Below are 17292 nucleotides of genomic sequence, written 5' to 3' on the forward strand. Positions count from 1 at the left end.
CATGTCAGCCCTTCCCGAAGAGCGGCGCGACCGCCCCGCCGATCAGCGCGGGCCGCATCTGCACCCGGGGCACCAGCGAGCCGATGCCCCCGCCCGCCCCCGCGCGCAGCAGCGGATAGGCGTTTGCCCCGGGCCCCGGGGCGGGCGCCTCCTGCGGGCGGAGGGTGGCCAGATGCGCCTCGAACCGGTCGCGATAGCGGATGGCGAAGACCGCGGTCCGCGAATGGAAGGCGCCCGCGGCCACCGACCAGTCGCCGCTTTCCCGATGCAGATCCAGCAGGAATCGTGCCGCATATTGGGCATTCGCCTCGGGGTCGATCATTGCGTCGAGCGAGGGGAAGGCCCCGGCATGCCAGCGGTGGTTGATCTGGAAACAGCCGAGGTCGACATTGCGGCTGCCACTTTCCAGCACCGAACGGGCGAAGGCCAGCGCCTCTGCCGGGGTGGCGAACCAGCGCCCGTCGCCGGCGTGGTTCACCGTCCAGGGCCAGGGCCGCATCGCCGCGCCCATCCGCCGCCCGGTTTCCGTCAGCGCCACCGCGCGCAGCACCGCGACCGGCACGCCGGTCTGCGCGGCTGCCCGCGCCGCCGCCCGATCGCAGAGCGCCGCCGGGTCCGCCTGCGCGGCGGGGGCGGCCAGCAGCGCGCAGAGCCCTGCCAGCAGGCGTGGCCAGTGGGTGAACCATCCCCGTCGGATCATCCGGTGTCTCCTGCGTTCTTGCGGGTAGGGGCAGCCTCGGCGGCAATCCTTGCCAGGCGGTTTACGTTCATGGCCCGGTCGCCGGGCGGGGCAGGGCCTCTAACATGCGGGCCACGGCGGCCTTCTGCGCGCGCGCCTGTTCCAGCACCGCACGGCTGGCGGCGAGGGTGATTTCGGCCGGTGCAGGCTCTGGTTCTGCGGTCAGTTGCGCGGCCGCCGCCTGCCGCGGGCCGCCCTCGGGATCCATGGCGGCCCCGGGCCAGTCGCGCGCCCGCCACAGGGCCGTGGCGGCCTCTGCCCCCGATCCCGCCTCGCGCCAGGCGGCGGCGGCCTCTGCCGGGTTGCCCAGAAGGACCAGCGCCCGCGCCCGCAGCCGTGCGGCGTCAGCCCCCGTCTGGCCCTGCAACCGCCGCAGCGCGCTACGCCCGTCACGCAGCGCCAGATCCGCCTGTGCGGCGATCAGCAGCGCCGCCCCCGGGATGGCGGCATCCTCCTCCACCCAGGCCCGTGCCTCTGCGGCAAAGCCGAGGTCCAGCAGGCGGCGGGCGATGGCGGTGCGGGTGGGCGCAGGCGGCGGCGGTGCGGGTCGGGTGATCGCATGGCGCAACAGCGCGGCGTCGTCGCCGCGTTGCGCCAGGATTCGCCAGACATCGGCATGCAGCGCGGCAGGCCGGTCCGGCAGGCGTGCGAAAGCCTCGGCAAAGCGGCCGTTCGCGGCAAGGCCCAGCACCAGCGCGCGGTGGAGCGCCGGGCCATCCTCGCCCCCCTCGCCCTCGCGCGCCGCGGCCTCCAGCGCCAGAAGCGACGGCCCGTCCAGCGCCTCGCCGCGCGCGACCACGCTTTCCACCAGCGCGATCAACGCATGGGTGGCGTGGGATCCGTCCTCGGCCACGATGGCGCGCAGCCGTCCCTCCCCCGTCGCATGCGCGCCATGGGCGAGGTCGAGCCGTGCCTCGATCATGCCGAGCGCCGCGCCATGATCCCCCGGCGCGCGGGCGATCGCATCGCCGATCGCCCGCGCGGTGCCGGCCGCGCCGATGCCGATGAAACGGTCCGCCAGACCGGGGCCGAGTGCATGGCGCAGGTGCAGCGGCAGGGCCGAAAACGCGCGGATCACCGCGTCGTTGTTCACGCGTTCTCCGGGGGGAAGGGTGGGCTGCGCCAGCACCGCCCACAGCGCCACTGCCCCGTCGCAGGCCGTCAACCCCTGCAACGGATGCGGCCCCGCCGGCGTACCGCCATCGACCAGTACCGCCAGCAGCAGAAGAAGATCCGCCCCGGGGACCGCAATCTCCATGTTTTCCAGAAGGTTGCGCGCCTCTGCCCCGAAGCCCGCATGCAGATAGAGCCGGACCAGCGCCACCACCCCCTCCGCCGAAGGCCGGTCGAATTCGCCGATCAACCCCGCGCGCAGGGGCCCGAGCGCCTCTGCCGGCGGGCCTGCGGGGGCCCAGGCCGCGAGGTCGAACAGCGCATCCGCCGGGCAGACGGCCCCATCGGCAGCGAATCCCGGCCCCGTGCCGCCATCCGCCGGCAGGATGCGCATCTGCGGCGGCGGGGGCAGGGGGGCTGCCGTGGGCGGGGCTTCGGCGGGGGGGGCAGCGGGCACCGGGGGCTGCGCGTTGCGGGGCATCTTGCCCACCGGGTCGGCGACGCCCATCGCCACCGCGCGGGCCAGCTGCGGCAGCAGGCTTTCGCGCAGTTCGGCCAGCCGCGCATCCGGTGCCGGGGGCAGATCCGGCGCAGGGACATGTTGCTGGCGCAGGGCCTCCAGCCAGTCGTAGTTGGGGCCTGCCGGGAGGCCCGGCTCGGGCCGGGGTTGCGGCGCGGCAAGCGCGGTTTCGAAGACGGAACCCGGATCCGGCGCGCCATCTCGGATGTCGATCACCAGCGTGTTCCGCGGGCCCACGAACGCCTCCGCATGGCAGGCGCAGCCGAGCCGCAGGCGCAGCAGGCCCGCCTGCGCGTCATGCTCCACCGCCGCCAGCCGGCTGCGCGGAATGCGCCGGAAGACCTGCGACAGGTCGTAGGCCAGCCCCGGCTGATCGACCCGCAGCGCATAGCCGCCATCGACCCGCCCCAACCGCCAGTCCACCGGCGCGCCGAACCGCAGCGCCAGCCGCGAGAACCCCGGATGTTCGCCCGAATCGACCCGGACCGGCGCCGCCGCCGCCCATCCCGCCGCCATCAGCCAGATCACCAGCGCCAGACGCAGCATCACGCGGCCTCCTGCTTGAGGGTGCGCAGCGCGTCCTCCAGATCGGCAAAGCTCGGCCGCACGTGATGCGGGGTGTTCTGGCGGCCGACCTCGATGCAGATATTCGCCGGGTGACGGTGCAGGTTCGCCACCAGAACCTCGCGGATCAGCGCGTAGAAATGCCCGTCTTCCTCCACCACCGTGCGCACGCGCGCGGCGAAGGGGCCGACGATGCCATAGGCCAGGAACACGCCCAGGAACGTACCGACCAGCGCGCCGCCGATCATCTTGCCCAGGATCTCGGGCGGCTGGTCGATCGAGCCCATGGTCTTGATCACCCCCAACACCGCCGCGACGATGCCGAGCGCGGGCAGCGCATCGGCCACGTTCTGGAGTGCGTGGCTCGAATGCATCGCATGGTGGCCATGCGTCTCCATCCGCTTGTCGAGCACCTCTTCCACCTGATGGGGGTCGTCGTAGTTCATCGCCGCCGCGCGCATCGTGTCGCAGATCAGGTCCACCGCCTCGTGGTCCTTCGCGATCCGGGGATAGCGGGCGAAGATGGCGGAACCTTCGGGGTTCTCGATATGCTCTTCCAGCGCGACGGGGTTGGCGCGGGCGACGCGGATCAGTTCAAACAGCAGGCACAGAAGGTCGCGGTAGTCCGCGGGCTTCCATGCCGGGCCCTTGAACACCTTGCCGATGTCCTTCAGCGTGTGTTTCACCGCCGACATGTCGTTCGACAGCAGGAAAGACCCCACCGCCGCGCCGCCGATCATGGCAAGCTCGAACGGCAGCGAATGCATGATGATCCCCATCTTGCCGCCGGCGGCGACATAGCCGCCGAAGACCATGACGAAGATCACCACGATGCCGATGATGCCGATCATGCGGTCCTCCTATTCCCGGGGGGCGAGCGCGTTGCGCCCGGCCAGAAGTGCGCTGATGGCATAGGCGCGTTCGGGGTCCATCCCCGCGAGGATGGCCGCCGCGGCCTCTGCCCGCATGCGGCCGAGGAAACCGGCGGCGAAATCCGGGTCCATCGCGGCGAACAGCAGCGCGGCGTCCCTGGGTTTCATCGTCTCGTAGACGGCGGTGAGGCGGGTCACATCCGCCTCTGCCGCGCCGTCGGCCTGGGCGATGGTGGCGGCGAGGCGGCTTTCGGCCTCTTCCAGCGCCGCGATCTGCGCCGTCAGCGCCTGTTCGGCAAGGTCGAGCGCAGCGAGCCGGTCGGCCAGCGCGGCCTCCTGCACCTGCAACCGTTCCTCGCGCGCCGATAGCGCCTGTGCCAGCGCCTCGGGCGGGGCCTCGCAGACCTGCGCGGCCTGCGGTGCGGGCGGCTCTGCCGGGGCGAGCGCCCGCGCCTCCTGCACGCCGAGGCCGATGCGGATCGCGCCCGACGCCGCCAGCAACCCCGCCAGCACCATCAGCGCGCCGCGCCGCCGCGGTTTCCGGCCCGCCGTCATTCCGCTGCCTCCGCCGCGCCGCGGGCCGACCTGTGGCGCACGAAGCGCGTCCGCCGGTCGGCCCCTTCCGGTAGGTCGTGCAGCGAGGCGAGCAGCAGTTCCAGTTTCGTCGTCGCGGCCTCTGCCCGGGCGGTCAGATCCTCCAGCCGTTCGGTCGAATGGCCGGCCGCCCCTTCCGCCCGCGACAGCGCGCGGGTCAGGTCGTCGACCTGCGCCGACAGCACCGCGACCGCGCCGCCCATGCCGTTTTCCAGCTGGGTGAACCGCGTCAGCCGCCGCGACAGCACATAGCAGTAGACCGCGGCGCCGAAGGCCCCGGCCGCAAGCAGGATATTGGCGATCAGTTCCATCAGGGCGCCCCGCTAGTTGAGCACGAATTCGGTTACGAGGATGTCGCGCACCCGCCCCTCGCCGGTGACGATCTGCACCCGCCGCAGCATCTGCGCCCGAAGCCGCACCAGCGCCGCCGGGTTTTCCAGATCCGCGGGCGAAACTGCGCGCAGATAGCTGTTCAGCACATCGACGATCCGCGGGATGAGCAGCCGCACCTCCGCCTCGGTCTTGCGCGTCACTTCCAGCTGCGCGGTGAACCGCAGGTGCCGGCTGCGCGCGCCGGGGCCCAGGGAAACCACCAGCGGGTCGAAGGCGACGAAGGCGATGTCGGGCAGGGGGGAGGGCGCCTTTTCCCCCTCGGGCTCGGCGCTGCCGAGGCCGGGCACCAGCCCCGCCCGGGTGGCATAGAACCCCACGCCCCCCAGAACCAGCGCCAGCACCAGCCCCAGGATCAGCGGCAGTTTCGATCGTTTCGGCGGTGGTTCGGGCAAGGCGGTGTCGGTCATCCGCGGCTCCTGTCGAATCTGTCGATCCGATCCATAGCCCGCAGGTCACTAACCGATTGTTAAGCCCGATCCGCCAAGCATGGGCCAACGGGTCAGAAGGCCTGGAGGGAATCGTTTGGAACAACTGTTGTCACTCTGGTCCGGTCTCAGCACCCGCCGCCGCGCCCTTGTGGCGGGGGCGACGGTGGCGGTGTTCGTGGCCGTGCTCGCATTGGCGCGGATGGGGTCCGCGCCGCAAATGGCCCTGCTTTACGCGGGCCTGGATCCGGCCGCGGCGGGCGAGGTCGTGACCGCGCTGGAACAGCGCGGCGCCCGGTTCGAGGTGCGGGGCGATTCGATCTGGGTCGACCGTGCGGGGCGCGACCAGCTGCGCATGGCGCTGGCGGGCGAGGGGATGCCGGCGCTCGGCTCCAGGGGGTATGAACTGCTCGATTCGCTGTCGGGCTTCGGCACCACCTCGCAGATGTTCGACGCCGCCTATCTGCGCGCCAAGGAAGGGGAACTTGCGCGCACCGCGCTGGCGCTGCCCGGGGTGCGCAGCGCGCGTGTGCATGTCGCGGTGCCGGGGGCGCAGCCTTTCCGGCGGGTGCAGCGGGCCACGGCCTCGGTCACGGTGACGACGGACCGCGGCGCGCTGCCCGCCGAACAGGCGCGCGCGCTGCGCTATCTGGTGGCCTCTGCGGTGCCGGGATTGTCGCCCGAGGATGTGGCGGTGATCGACAGCCAGGGCGGGCTGGTCGCGGCCGAAGACGCCGCGAACGCCCCCGCCCGCGCCGCCGGCGACCGGGCAGAGGAATTGCGCCAGCGGGTCGAACGGCTGCTCGCCGCCCGCGTCGGCGCCGGCCGCGCGCTGGTCGAGGTCAGCGTCGATCTGGTCACCGAACGCGAATCGATCGTGGAAAAGCGGTTCGACCCGCAATCCCGCGTCGCCATTTCCACCGAAACCGAGGAACGCAGCGACAATTCGTCCGAGGCCGGATCGAACGGCGTCGGCGTCGCCTCGAACCTGCCCGAGGGCGATGCCGCCGAGGGGCGCAACACCTCCAGCCGCACCAGCGAGACGCGGGAAAGGGTGAACTACGAGGTTTCGGAAGTCGCGCGCGAAGTCGAACGCGCCCCGGGCGCGGTGCGGCGGCTGAGCGTTGCCGTGCTGGTCGATGGCCTGCGGGCCGAGGACGGCACATGGCAGGCCCGGAGCGAGGCGGAACTGGCCGACCTGCGCGAGCTTGTGACCTCTGCCGTGGGCTTCGATGCCGAACGCGGCGATGTGATCACGATCAAGAGCCTCGAATTCGAACCGATCACCCCCATGGGCACGCTGGCAGAGGCCGGGATGTTCGCCGGGCTCGACATGATGACGCTGATCCAGATGGCGGTGGCGGCGCTGGTGGCGCTGGCGCTCGGCATCTTCGTCATCCGCCCGGTGCTGACCTCGGCCCGGCTGCCGGTCATGCCCGCGCCCGCCGCCCTGCCGCCGCCCGACGGCGCGCGGGTGCTGGACGGCGTGATCGACGACGGGGAAGAGCCCCCGCGCCTGTCCGTGATCCCGCACAAGGCGGACCCCGGCGACGACCCGCCCCCCGACCCGGTGGAACGCCTGCGCCGCCTGATCGCCGAACGTCAGGCCGAATCGGTCGAGATCCTGCGCGGCTGGATGGATGACCGCGAGGAGGCGCGCTGATGGCCCCGCGGCTGAGGCTCGAGGTGTTCGACAATGCCGATGCGGCGGCGGGCGAAACCATCGTGATGCAGGGCGACGCGTTCGAGGACGCCCGGCTCGCCGCCTTCGAATCGGGCTACAAGGCGGGTTGGGACGATGCCCTGATCGCCAATGCCGACGACCGCGCGGCGTTGCAGGCCGAGGTCGCGCGCAATCTGCAAACGCTGGCCTTCACCTATCACGAGGCGCGGGCGCATGTGCTGTCCGCCGTGGCGCCGGTCATCTGCGACGCGCTGGCGAAGGTCCTGCCGGAGGCCGCGCGGGCCTCGTTGCCCCGGCTGGTGGCCGACCTTCTGCGCCCGGCGGTGGAGGCCGCGGCGGACGCGCCCCTGTCGCTGCGCATCCATCCCGCCCAACGCGACGCGGTGGAATCGCTGCTGGCCGGGCAGACAAGCCTGCCGCTGGCCATCACCCCCGAACCCATGATGGGCGAGGGGCAGGCCTGGCTGAAGCTGGGCGAGGCCGAACTGCGTGTCGATCTCGACGCCGCGGTGGCCGACATTCGCCGCCTTCTGGCGGAATTCTTTGCGCTTTCGGAAAAGGAACCCCGTGATGGATGACCCCGTTGCCAGCGACATCGGCCCCTTCGGGCAGGTGCCCATCGAAATCGTGATCTCGGTCGGCAAGGCGCGGCCGCAGATCCGCGACCTGCTGCGGCTCGGCCGCGACGCGGTGCTGCCGCTCGACCGCCGGGTGGAGGACCCGGTGGAGCTTTATGTCGGCGACCGCCTGATCGCACGGGGCGAGTTGCAGGAGCTTGACGGCGAACAATCCGGCCAGCTTGCCGTGCGGCTGACCGAGGTCGCCAACCTGCGGGACGGATTGTGAGCCTGCGCTGGCTGCCGCTTGCCGCGGTGCTGGCGGCGCTGGCCGTACCCGCGACGGCGCAGGAAGTGACGCTGACCCTGGGCGAGGGCGGGTCGTTCACCGCGCGGTCCATCCAGTTGCTGGCGCTGGTGACGGTGCTGAGCCTTGCGCCGGGGCTCGCGGTGATGATCACCTGCTTTCCCTTCGTGGTCACGGTGCTGTCGATCCTGCGGCAGGCGATCGGGCTGCAATCCGCGCCGCCGAACATGCTGATCATCACGCTGGCGCTGTTCCTCACCTGGTTCGTGATGGACCCGGTATTCACCGAGGCCTGGGTGCGCGGCATCGGGCCGCTGAGCGATGGCACGCTCGCCCCCGAACCCGCGCTTCGCGAGGCTTTGGTGCCCTTCCGTGGCTTCATGGCCGCGCGGCTCGACCCGCAGACCTTTGCCGCGCTGGCCGACCTGCGCCCGGGGGCGGAGATCCCCCCCGACCTGGCCGATGCGCCGCTGTCGCTGCTGGTGCCGTCGTTCCTGCTCAGCGAAATCGAGCGGGCGTTCGAGATCGGCTTTCTGATCTACCTGCCGTTCCTGGTGATCGACCTCGTGGTCGCCGCGGTGCTGATGGCGATGGGGATGATGATGGTGCCGCCCGCGATCGTCTCGCTGCCCTTCAAGCTGGCGTTCTTCGTCGTCGCCGATGGCTGGACACTGATCGCGGGCGCGCTGGTGCGCAGCTATTCCTGACCCTATTGCACCACGAATTCGGCATGCAGCGCCCCCGCGGCGCTGATGCTTTTCAGGATGTCGATCATGTCGCGGGGTGCGACGCCGAGCGCGTTGAGCCCCGCGACGATTTCCGACAGCGAGGTGCCGCCCGAAAGTTCGGCCAGCCCGGTGCCCTGTGCCTCGTCGATGCTGGCGCTGCTGCGCGGCACGACGATGGTTTCCCCTTGCGAGAACGGGTTGGGCTGCACCGCCATCGGCGTCTCTTCCACCCGCAGGGTCAGGTTGCCCTGCGCCACCGCGACGCGGCTGATGCGCACATCCGCCCCCATCACGATGGTGCCCGACCGCTGGTCCACCACCACGCGGGCGCGCGACTGCGGCTCCACCGTCAGGTTTTCCACCCGCCCCAGCACATGCGCGGGCGACCGCATGCCGGCCGCCCGCACGTTCAGCGCCACGGTGCCGGCATCGGTCATTTCCGCCACGCGGCGGCCGAAGTCGCGGTTGATCGCGGCCTCGATCCGCGCGGCGGTGGTGAAATCGGGCATCCGCAGCGCCAGCCGGATCGCCTCCATCGCGCCGAAGTCGAAATCGACCTCGCGTTCCACCCGCGCGCCGAGCGGGATGCTGCCCGCGGTCGGCACGCCTTCCACCACCCGCGCCGCCGCGCCCTCTGCCGCCATGCCGCCGGCGATCACCGTGCCCTGCGCCACGGCATAGATCTGCCCGTCGGCGCCATTCAGCGGCGTCATCACCAGCGTGCCGCCCAGAAGGCTTTTCGCATCGCCGATGGCCGAAACGGTGACGTCGATCCGCCCGCCCGCGCGCGCGAAGGGCGGCAGCGCGGCGGTGACGAAGACCGCGGCGATGTTCTTGGGCCGGAACTGTTCGCCCGTCACGTTGACGCCGAGCCGTTCCAGCAGGTTCGCCAGCATTTCCTCGGTAAAGGGGGCGTTGCGGATACCGTCGCCGGTGCCGTTCAGCCCGACGACGAGGCCATAGCCCACCAGGTCGTTGCCGCGCACCCCGTCGAATTCGACCAGATCCTTGACCCGGATCGCGCCGGCCTCGGCAGGCAGGGCAAGGGCGATGAAACAGGCCGCAAGGATACGGATCATCTGAGGAAATCCACCAGGCTGAGGCGCGACAGCCGCGCGGTGACGGAATAGAGCGTTTCAAGCTGCGTCTGTGCGGCCTCGAGATCGGAGGCCGCCTGATAGGGATCCGCCGCCACCAGCCCCGCCCGCGCAAGGCCGAGCGCCGTGGCCTCTGCCCCGTGGCGGGCGGCGGCATCGGCGACGCGCGCCTCGGCCAGGCCGAGGTTCGCGGCCACGCCCACCCGTGCGGCGGCGTTTTCCGCCAGCGCCTCGCCCGCCCGGCGCGCCAGATCCGCCCGCCCCGCGGTATCCCCGGCCAGCGCCCCGCGATCCAGCAGCGCGCCGAGTGCGAGGCCCGCGAGGGCCTGCGCGATGGCGGGGTCCGCGGCAGTCACCCCGGGTTCCACCACCTCACCCGCCCCGATCGGCACCGGGCCGAGCGGCGCAGCGGCGCCGAGATAATAGCCCGCGGGGCTGGCGAACCACTGGTTCACCGCGGCTTCGATGTCGGCGGCGCTGGTCAACCCGGCCGTTGCGGCCTCCAGCGCGGTCAGGATCGTGTCGGCGGGCGCCAGCGCGGGCCCTTCCGTCGCCGCGCCCGCGAACAATGTGCGGTCGCCGATGCGCGTGTTCAGCGCGGCCACCGCGATCTGGAAATCCTGCCGCGCCTTCGCCCCCGTGGTGTCGATCAGCGTCGGATTGCCCGACCCCGCCGCCGTCAGCAGCGCCTGCGACGCCGTGTCGGACACCGACCCGAGGGTGGACAGCGACGTCTGCATCGCGCCCAGCATCAGCGACATTTCTGCGGTGGTGCTTTTCCACCCCTCGATCCGCCGCAGCGTGGTCTCTATCGCGGCGAGCGGCGCAAGGTCGCCCCGCAGCGCCGCGGCCGGGTCGGTGACGCGGCCGCTGACCATCGCCTCGGTATGGCGCTGGACCTCGGCCTTCAGCTGCGCCGTATGGCGTTGCAGCATGGTGGTGCGGGCAAGATCCCCGATGGTGCGAAAGCTCATCTACATCCCCAGCAAGAGGTCCAGCATTTCATCCACGCTTTGCAGCACCTTGGCGTTGGCGGCATAGGCGGTCTCGATCTGCAACAGCATCTGTACCTCGTGGTCGGTATCCACGCCGCCCGCGGCCTCCTGCTGTTGCAATGCGGCGGCCTTGGCGGCGCTGAAGGTGGCGGCGCCATCGGCGGTCAGCCGTGCGGTGGCGAGGGTGGACAGCAGGTCCGAGGCCAGCGCCGCGAAGCTGCGTGCCCCGCCACCGAAACCGCCCGATACCGGCGCGCGCGCGGTGTCGAGCGTATCCGCCATCCGCACCAGCAGGGCCGATTGGCCCGAGGCGCCGGGCGCAGCGGCGCCGAGCCCGTCGCGCAGCCGCCAGGCCGCGCCGTCGAGCGCCGGGTTCACCGCCAGCCGCGCGGCCAGCCCGGTTTCATCCCCCGGGGCGAACGGCCCGCCGCCATCGGTGAACAGCCCCGCCGCGCCGGGCGCCAGCGTCGGATCCAGCGCCGGATCGGCGAAGCGTTCGACCAGATCGCGCGCCACGGCGTCGAGCCGCGCCTGCGCCTCGGGCCCCAGAACGTCGCGCAAGGCGAAATTCGCCGCCAGCCGCCCGCCGCCCAGAAGCCCGGTTTCCGCCGTGCCCATGGCGCGCCCGTTCAGCGTCAGCCCCGACAGCGCGCCGGTGCCCTGCGTCATCCCCGGTACCACGATGCCGGCGGGGGTAAAGCCGAATTCCGCCGGGGTGCCGTCCAGCAGCACCGCCCCCCCGGCGGTGTAAAGCGCGATCTGCCCGTTGCCCCGGTCGACCTCGCGCAGCGGCACGATGGCGGCGATCCCGTCCACCAGTTGCTGGCGCTGGTCCATCAGGGCCGAGGCGTCGCGGCCGCTGCCGAGCGTGGTGCGGATCTGCCGGTTCATGTCGGCGATCCGTGCCAGCGAGTCGTTCAGCAGCCCCACATCGGCGGCAATCGCCCGGTCGGCCTCTGCCCGGGCGGTCTGGATGCCGTCGCTGGCCCCCGCCAGATGCCCGGCAATTCCCGCCGCCATATCCACCGCCGCCGTCAGCAGCGCCGTCGATTCCGGCCGCCCCGCCGCCGCGGTCAGCGCCGCGGCAAAGGCGCCGATGCGCGTGGACAGCGCGCCATCGTCGCCCGGCAGGCCGATGGCCTCTTCGATCCGGCGCAGGAAGGCGCTGCGCAGGTCGGTGTTTTCCGCCGCCGCCTGTGCCGCCCGGCGGTCGGTCTGAAGCGCGCGGTCGACCATTCGCGCGACGCCGGCGACCTGCACCCCCTGCGGGCTGCGCACGGCCAGCAGCAATTCGCGCCGGGCATAGCCCGCCGTGCGCGCATTGGCGACGTTGGAGGATACGACCTCTGCCCCCCGCGCGGCGGCGGTCAGGCCGGACAGGGCGCTCGACAGGCTTGCCGAAAGGCTCATGGCTTACCTCACCGCTTGATGTTGGTGGTTTCCTGCAACATCTCGTCCACCGTCTGGATGACCTTGGCGTTGGACGAATAGGCGCGTTGCGTCTGGATCAGGTTGGTCAGTTCGGCGGCGACATCGGTCGCAGATTCCTCGCGCGCGAAACCGACCATCGCCCCGGTGGGCCCGTCGCCCGCATCCCACAGGAAGTAGGATCCGCTGGCCGGCGAGATCTGGTAGGTCTGGTTGTTGAGCGAGATCAGCCCGTTGGGGTTCGGCACATCCACCAGCGGGATCTGGTAGATGCGGCGGGTGAAGCCCTGATCGTAGACCGCGTGGAGGAAACCGTTGGCATCGATCTCCACCGAACTGAGATTGGCGACGGGCGAGCCGTTCTTGGTGGGCGAACCCGGCACGAAGCTGGACGACAGTTGCGTCATCGCGCTTTGCTGTCCCGGGATGCCGATGTCGAGCTGCAACGCCCCGCCGCCGACCGTCAGCCCGATCTGCCCCGTCGCCGGGTCATAGGCGCCGCCGGACAGGGTGGTGACGCCGGCCAGCGTGCCGCCCGCGGTCTGGCTGTCGTCGAAGCTCAGCCGGTATTCCCCGACCACCGCGCCGCCCGAGGCGGAATCGCGGATCACCATCACCCATTCGTTCGACGCCCCGGCCCCTGCCCCCGGCACGCTGGGGGTGAAGCTGACATCCAGCTTTTCCGAGGTGCCGAGGTTGCCGTAATATTCCAGCGACATGTCGATCGTGTCGCCCGAGGCCCCGGCCATCGTGGCGGTGGCGGGCAGGTTCACCCCCATCGTCAGCAGCGTGGTGGGGTTGCCCACGAACTGGTTGGTGTTGATGCGCACGGGTTCCAGCCCCGCGGTCGTGTCGCGCGGGAAGGTGGGGATGGCGCCGTTCGGCTGCGCCGGCCAGCCCATCAGCACCAGCCCCGTTTCCGTGCGCAGGATGCCGTCGGCATCGGGACGGAAGGACCCGGTGGTGGTCAGCGCCAGCGGATAGTCCGTCCCCTGCCCGTCCAACGCCGCCAGCGTGGTCACGGGCAGGAAGCCGCGTCCGTCGATGGCGATGTCGGTCGGGTTGGAACTGGACACCAGCGGCCCGCGTTCGTCGATCAGCCGCATGCTGGACACCCGCACCCCGCCGGCGGAAAAGCGGTTGTAGCCGCCGCTTTCGATCACCATCGAGTGGAAATCGGCCGAACTGCGCTTGTAGCCGTAGGTGGCGGAATTGGCGATGTTGTCGGCGATCGTGGCCAGCCGGGTGGCGTTCGCGTTGAGCCCGGCGACCCCGGCATTGAGCGAGGAAGAAATCGTCATCTGATCGCGCCTTTCTGCTGCTGCGAATCCATGTCTCGCAGCGCAGGATGCGCACGCATCTTTAATATCGGCCTAACGGATCCCGTGCCCTATCGGTCGCGGCGCAGCAGGACGATTTCCAGCCGCCCGTTGCGGGCCGCGCGGGGATCGGCGGTCACGGGCTTGCGGTCGGCAAAGCCGGTCACGCGCTGCATCCGTTCCGCCGGGAAGGCCGCGGATTCGAGTATCCGGCGCATTTCCTGCGCCCGCGCGGCCGACAGATCCCAGACCGGGTTGTCGATCAGCGTGATCGGATAGGCTCGTGTGTGGCCGTTCACCGCGACCTTGTTTGTCACCAGCAGGAAGGTTTCCGCCACCACCTGCGCCAGATCGCGCAGCACGGGGTTCGGCGCCGCCGTGTCGCCGTCGAACAGGGTCGATCCCTCGATGTCGTGCAGCTCGATCACCAGCCCCTCGTCGGTGATGCGGGTGACGACATGGCGCAGCGCGCGTTCCATCGTCATGCTTTCCCCGCTGCGGGCCAGCAACTGCTTTTCCAGATCGCGCAGCGCCTGTTCCTCTGCCTTGCCCGCCGCATCCGCCCCGGTCTGGCCGCGGGCCTGCCGGTCCTCTGTCGGATAGAGGTTGGAGGCGCCGGTGCCGCTTTGCGCCAGCACCTCTTCGGAAAACACGCTGTCGCCGCCGAACGCATCCTCGCCCCCGCCAGAGATGCGGTTCACCGGGATCGTCGGGTTGAAATAATCCGCGATCCCCTTGCGTTGCTTTTCCGTCGTCGCGTTCAGCAGCCACATCAGCAGGAAAAACGCCATCATGGCGGTCACGAAGTCGGCATAGGCCACCTTCCACGCCCCACCGTGGTGCCCGCCGGCCTGAATGACCTTTTTCCGTTTGATGATGACCGGCGCGGCATTCGACTGCCCTGCCATTCCACCACCTGTTCCTTCACCCGTCATCCGGTCTAGCGCGGTGCGGTGAACAGCGGCTTAACCGGAGGGATTTTAGGGATTTTGCGCTCCGGCGCAGGCACAGGCCGCCTCCGGCCGCCCGCATCGCCGGCAAAGCGTCACCGCCCCCTGCCGCAGCCCGTGCCCCACCGCCACGCGCCCGTCGAAGACGAAACATTCGCCCTGCCACAGGCTGTCGGCCTCCGGCACGTCCTCGAGGTATTTCAGGATTCCGCCGTGCAGGTGGAACACTTCGTCCACCCCCTGGTCCAGCAACCACGACGATGCCTTTTCGCAGCGGATCCCGCCGGTGCAGAACATGGCGATGCGCTTGTTGTGGAACCGCTCGCGGTTCGCGGCCCACCAGCCGGGAAAGTCGCCGAAGCTGCGGGTGCCGGGGTCCACGGCGCCGGTGAAGGTGCCGATGGCGACCTCGTAATCGTTGCGGGTGTCGATCACCACCACGTCGGGGGCGGTGATCAGCGCGTTCCAGTCCGCCGCCGGAACATGGGTGCCGACCCGCCGTGCCGGGTCGGCGGGCTGGCCGAGCGTCACGATTTCCCGCTTGATCCGCACCTTCAGCCGCCCGAAGGGCATCTGCGCGGCATGGCTTTCCTTCCATTCCAGCCCCGCGCAGCCGGGCAGGGCGCGGATCGTGTCCAGCGCGCGGGCGATGGCCGCGGGCGTCCCGGCGATGGTGCCGTTCACGCCCTCTGCCGCCAGCAGGATCGTGCCGCGAACCCCATCCGCCGCCAGCGCCGCGCGCAGGGCATCGCGGCGGGCGGGCAGGTCGTCCAGCGGGGCGAAATGGTAAAGGGCGGCGACGGTGAACATGCACCACCCCATCCCCCGCCCGCGCCGCAAACGCAAGCCCGGCATTGACGCAGGCCCGCCGGGGACTTAGGCAAAACCGGATGCTGGCAAGGAGGATGTCATGCGCCCCGCGACCGAAGCCCTGATCGGGATCGACATCCAGAACGATTTCTGCCCCGGCGGCGCCTTGGCCGTGGCGGATGGCGATGCGGTGGTGGCGCCGGTCAATGCGATGATGGCGGAATTCGCGGTGGTGGTGCTGACGCAGGACTGGCACCCGGCCGGCCACCTGTCCTTTGCCGACAACCACCCCGGCCGCGCGCCGTTCGACATGGCGCAGATGCCCTATGGCCCGCAGGTCCTGTGGCCCCGCCACTGCGTGCAGGGCACCGATGGCGCGACCTTCCATCCCGGGCTGGCCACCGACCCGGCGCAGATGGTGATCCGCAAGGGCTTTCGCACCGGGATCGACAGCTATTCCGCGTTTTTCGAGAACGACCGCACCACCCCCACGGGGCTCGACGGCTATCTGCGCAGCCGGGGGGTGGAGGCGCTGACCCTCGCCGGCCTCGCCACCGATTTCTGCGTCGCCTATTCGGCGCTGGATGCGGTGCGGCAGGGGTTCCGCGTGACGGTGCGGATGGATGCCTGCCGGGCGATCGACCTGAACGGATCGCTGGCCGAGGCCGTGGCGCAGATGCGCGCGGCCGGCGTCACGCTGGCAGAGGGCTGAGCCATGGTCGACATCGCCACCCGCGTCTATAACCACAAGTGGAAGATCGACCCCATCGTGCGGTCGCTGATCGACACGGACTTCTACAAGCTGTTGATGTGCCAGTCGATCTTTCGCAACAAGCCCGACACCGACGTTACCTTCAGCCTGATCAACCGCACGAAATCCATCCGCCTCGCCGACATGATCGACGAGGGCGAATTGCGCGAACAGCTGGACCATATCCGCGGCCTGCGGCTGGCGCGGGGCGAAAGCACCTTCCTGCGCGGCAACACCTTCTACGGCAAGCGCCAGATGTTCCGCCCCGATTTCATGGAATGGTTCGAGAACCTGCAACTGCCGCCCTACCATCTGGAAAAGCGCGACGGGCAGTACGAACTGACCTTCGAGGGCAAATGGCCCGAGGTCATGCTGTGGGAAATCCCGGCGCTGGCGGTGCTGATGGAACTGCGATCCCGCGCGGTGATGAAGGATCTGCGCAAGTTCGAGCTTCAGGTGCTCTATGCCCGCGCGATGACCAAGCTGTGGGAAAAGGTGGAACGCCTGCGCAGGATCGACGGGCTGAAACTGGCGGATTTCGGCACCCGGCGGCGGCATTCCTTCCTGTGGCAGGACTGGTGCGTGCAGGCGCTGATCGAAGGGCTGGGGCCCGCCTTCACCGGCACCTCGAACTGCCTGATCGCCATGCACCGCGACATCGAGGCGATCGGCACCAACGCCCACGAACTGCCGATGGTCTATGCCGCACTGGCCGACAGCGACGACGAACTGCGCCAGACCCCCTATCGCGTGCTGGCCGACTGGCACGAGGAACATGACGGCAACCTGCGCATCATCCTGCCCGATACCTTCGGGACCGCCGGTTTCCTGGAACATGCGCCCGACTGGCTGGCCGGATGGACCGGCATGCGCATCGATTCCGGCGACCCGGCGGAAGGCGCGGAAACCGCGATCCGCTGGTGGCGCGACAGGGGCGAGGATCCGCAGCGCAAGCTGATCATCTTTTCCGACGGGCTGGACGTGCCGAAGATGGAAGAACTGCACACGCGCTTTGCCGGGCGGGTCAAGGTCAGCTTCGGCTGGGGCACGCTCTTGACCAACGACTTCCGCGGCCTGATGCCGGGCGATGCGCTGGCGCCGTTCAGTCTGGTGTGCAAGGCGGTGGCGGCGAACGGGCGGCCCACGGTGAAACTGTCCGACAACCCCAACAAGGCGATGGGCCCGGCGGACCAGATCGACCGCTACAAGCGCGTGTTCGACGTGGGCGTGCAGAAGGCCGAGGCGGTGCTGGTCTGATTCCGGTCGGCGCCGGGGGCCAGCCCCGCGCCGGCTGGTTCTCGAACCAGTGGCGCCCCATCCGGCGCCCCCGGAGTATTTTTGAAAAGATGAAGCCCCCGCCGTTGTCCGGCGTGTTTCCCGCTAGGCCCTGTTCATCCTGTTGTTGACGAGTTCGTTGACGACGTTTGGGTCTGCGAGTGTCGAGGT

18 protein-coding genes are annotated in these 17292 nt (G+C 70.4%); 6 read left to right on the plus strand and 12 right to left on the minus strand.

Annotation, left to right across the window (positions count from 1 at the left end):
- Positions 1–4 precede the first annotated feature (4 nt).
- The 6 genes from RGD00_RS08895 to RGD00_RS08920 form a co-directional block, all read right to left on the minus strand.
- Positions 5–700, minus strand: coding sequence for a lysozyme family protein (locus RGD00_RS08895; protein WP_310456954.1), 696 nt, complete (start codon positions 698–700; stop codon positions 5–7).
- 67 nt (positions 701–767) lie between these two features.
- Complete coding sequence (locus RGD00_RS08900) at positions 768–2918, minus strand: hypothetical protein (RefSeq protein WP_310456955.1); 2151 nt, start codon at positions 2916–2918, stop codon at positions 768–770.
- Complete coding sequence (gene motA, locus RGD00_RS08905; protein ID WP_310456956.1) at positions 2918–3787, minus strand: flagellar motor stator protein MotA; 870 nt, start codon at positions 3785–3787, stop codon at positions 2918–2920. Before motA ends, RGD00_RS08900 begins: the two co-directional genes overlap by 1 nt.
- Positions 3788–3796: 9 nt before the next feature.
- Complete coding sequence (locus RGD00_RS08910; RefSeq protein ID WP_310456957.1) at positions 3797–4363, minus strand: MotE family protein; 567 nt, start codon at positions 4361–4363, stop codon at positions 3797–3799.
- Positions 4360–4713 (minus strand): hypothetical protein, encoded by a 354-nt coding sequence (locus RGD00_RS08915; protein ID WP_310456958.1) that lies wholly within the window; start codon positions 4711–4713, stop codon positions 4360–4362. The genes RGD00_RS08910 and RGD00_RS08915 overlap by 4 nt, the downstream gene beginning before the upstream one ends.
- Before the next feature lie 12 nt (positions 4714–4725).
- Positions 4726–5202: a flagellar basal body-associated FliL family protein gene (locus tag RGD00_RS08920; RefSeq protein WP_310456959.1), complete on the minus strand. Its 477-nt coding sequence runs from the start codon at positions 5200–5202 to the stop codon at positions 4726–4728.
- A 79-nt stretch (positions 5203–5281) separates the two neighbouring features.
- On the opposite strand from RGD00_RS08920, the gene fliF reads away from it, so the two are divergent.
- From fliF to fliP, 4 genes are read left to right on the plus strand one after another with little or no spacing between them, the layout of a single operon-like run.
- Complete coding sequence (gene fliF, locus RGD00_RS08925) at positions 5282–6883, plus strand: flagellar basal-body MS-ring/collar protein FliF (protein WP_310456960.1); 1602 nt, start codon at positions 5282–5284, stop codon at positions 6881–6883.
- Positions 6883–7482 carry a FliH/SctL family protein gene (locus RGD00_RS08930; protein WP_310456961.1) on the plus strand — a complete coding sequence of 200 codons (600 nt, stop codon included), beginning with the start codon at positions 6883–6885 and terminating at the stop codon, positions 7480–7482. The genes fliF and RGD00_RS08930 overlap by 1 nt, the downstream gene beginning before the upstream one ends.
- Positions 7475–7750, plus strand: coding sequence for a FliM/FliN family flagellar motor switch protein (locus RGD00_RS08935; protein WP_310456962.1), 276 nt, complete (start codon positions 7475–7477; stop codon positions 7748–7750). The genes RGD00_RS08930 and RGD00_RS08935 overlap by 8 nt, the downstream gene beginning before the upstream one ends.
- Positions 7747–8475: a flagellar type III secretion system pore protein FliP gene (gene fliP / locus RGD00_RS08940; protein ID WP_425603397.1), complete on the plus strand. Its 729-nt coding sequence runs from the start codon at positions 7747–7749 to the stop codon at positions 8473–8475. Before RGD00_RS08935 ends, fliP begins: the two co-directional genes overlap by 4 nt.
- A gap of 2 nt (positions 8476–8477) precedes the next feature.
- On the opposite strand, the gene RGD00_RS08945 is transcribed toward fliP, so the two are convergent.
- The 6 genes from RGD00_RS08945 to trhO all read right to left on the minus strand — a co-directional run bounded on the left by RGD00_RS08945 (position 8478) and on the right by trhO (position 15095).
- Positions 8478–9575: a flagellar basal body P-ring protein FlgI gene (locus RGD00_RS08945; RefSeq protein WP_310456963.1), complete on the minus strand. Its 1098-nt coding sequence runs from the start codon at positions 9573–9575 to the stop codon at positions 8478–8480.
- Positions 9572–10567 carry a flagellin gene (locus tag RGD00_RS08950; protein WP_310456964.1) on the minus strand — a complete coding sequence of 332 codons (996 nt, stop codon included), beginning with the start codon at positions 10565–10567 and terminating at the stop codon, positions 9572–9574. Before RGD00_RS08950 ends, RGD00_RS08945 begins: the two co-directional genes overlap by 4 nt.
- Entirely contained in the window at positions 10568–11998 is a 1431-nt protein-coding gene (gene flgK / locus RGD00_RS08955; RefSeq protein WP_310456965.1) for a flagellar hook-associated protein FlgK, read from the minus strand.
- An 8-nt stretch (positions 11999–12006) separates the two neighbouring features.
- Complete coding sequence (locus RGD00_RS08960; RefSeq protein ID WP_310456966.1) at positions 12007–13317, minus strand: flagellar hook protein FlgE; 1311 nt, start codon at positions 13315–13317, stop codon at positions 12007–12009.
- 89 nt (positions 13318–13406) lie between these two features.
- Entirely contained in the window at positions 13407–14243 is an 837-nt protein-coding gene (locus RGD00_RS08965) for a flagellar motor protein MotB (protein ID WP_310456967.1), read from the minus strand.
- 72 nt (positions 14244–14315) lie between these two features.
- Positions 14316–15095, minus strand: coding sequence for an oxygen-dependent tRNA uridine(34) hydroxylase TrhO (gene trhO / locus RGD00_RS08970; RefSeq protein WP_310456968.1), 780 nt, complete (start codon positions 15093–15095; stop codon positions 14316–14318).
- A 100-nt stretch (positions 15096–15195) separates the two neighbouring features.
- Between trhO and pncA the strand changes: the two genes are divergently transcribed.
- Positions 15196–15807, plus strand: a complete 612-nt coding sequence (pncA, locus tag RGD00_RS08975) for a bifunctional nicotinamidase/pyrazinamidase (protein WP_310456969.1) — start codon at positions 15196–15198, stop codon at positions 15805–15807.
- A 3-nt stretch (positions 15808–15810) separates the two neighbouring features.
- Positions 15811–17103, plus strand: coding sequence for a nicotinate phosphoribosyltransferase (gene pncB, locus RGD00_RS08980; RefSeq protein ID WP_310456970.1), 1293 nt, complete (start codon positions 15811–15813; stop codon positions 17101–17103).
- Positions 17104–17292 lie beyond the last annotated feature (189 nt).

The sequence above is a fragment of the Ruixingdingia sedimenti genome, assembly GCF_031432425.1.
Lineage (GTDB): Bacteria > Pseudomonadota > Alphaproteobacteria > Rhodobacterales > Rhodobacteraceae > Ruixingdingia > Ruixingdingia sedimenti.

Excerpts from the sequence above, each read along its gene's own strand:
- RGD00_RS08895 (WP_310456954.1), bottom strand. The coding sequence starts at position 700 with ATGATCCGACGGGGATGGTTCACCCACTGGCCACGCCTGCTGGCAGGG.
- RGD00_RS08900 (WP_310456955.1), bottom strand. The coding sequence starts at position 2,918 with ATGCTGCGTCTGGCGCTGGTGATCTGGCTGATGGCGGCGGGATGGGCG.
- motA (WP_310456956.1), bottom strand. The coding sequence starts at position 3,787 with ATGATCGGCATCATCGGCATCGTGGTGATCTTCGTCATGGTCTTCGGC.
- RGD00_RS08910 (WP_310456957.1), bottom strand. The coding sequence starts at position 4,363 with ATGACGGCGGGCCGGAAACCGCGGCGGCGCGGCGCGCTGATGGTGCTG.
- RGD00_RS08915 (WP_310456958.1), bottom strand. The coding sequence starts at position 4,713 with ATGGAACTGATCGCCAATATCCTGCTTGCGGCCGGGGCCTTCGGCGCC.
- RGD00_RS08920 (WP_310456959.1), bottom strand. The coding sequence starts at position 5,202 with ATGACCGACACCGCCTTGCCCGAACCACCGCCGAAACGATCGAAACTG.
- fliF (WP_310456960.1), top strand. The coding sequence starts at position 5,282 with ATGGGCCAACGGGTCAGAAGGCCTGGAGGGAATCGTTTGGAACAACTG.
- RGD00_RS08930 (WP_310456961.1), top strand. The coding sequence starts at position 6,883 with ATGGCCCCGCGGCTGAGGCTCGAGGTGTTCGACAATGCCGATGCGGCG.
- RGD00_RS08935 (WP_310456962.1), top strand. The coding sequence starts at position 7,475 with ATGGATGACCCCGTTGCCAGCGACATCGGCCCCTTCGGGCAGGTGCCC.
- RGD00_RS08945 (WP_310456963.1), bottom strand. The coding sequence starts at position 9,575 with ATGATCCGTATCCTTGCGGCCTGTTTCATCGCCCTTGCCCTGCCTGCC.
- RGD00_RS08950 (WP_310456964.1), bottom strand. The coding sequence starts at position 10,567 with ATGAGCTTTCGCACCATCGGGGATCTTGCCCGCACCACCATGCTGCAA.
- flgK (WP_310456965.1), bottom strand. The coding sequence starts at position 11,998 with ATGAGCCTTTCGGCAAGCCTGTCGAGCGCCCTGTCCGGCCTGACCGCC.
- RGD00_RS08960 (WP_310456966.1), bottom strand. The coding sequence starts at position 13,317 with ATGACGATTTCTTCCTCGCTCAATGCCGGGGTCGCCGGGCTCAACGCG.
- RGD00_RS08965 (WP_310456967.1), bottom strand. The coding sequence starts at position 14,243 with ATGGCAGGGCAGTCGAATGCCGCGCCGGTCATCATCAAACGGAAAAAG.
- trhO (WP_310456968.1), bottom strand. The coding sequence starts at position 15,095 with ATGTTCACCGTCGCCGCCCTTTACCATTTCGCCCCGCTGGACGACCTG.
- pncA (WP_310456969.1), top strand. The coding sequence starts at position 15,196 with ATGCGCCCCGCGACCGAAGCCCTGATCGGGATCGACATCCAGAACGAT.
- pncB (WP_310456970.1), top strand. The coding sequence starts at position 15,811 with ATGGTCGACATCGCCACCCGCGTCTATAACCACAAGTGGAAGATCGAC.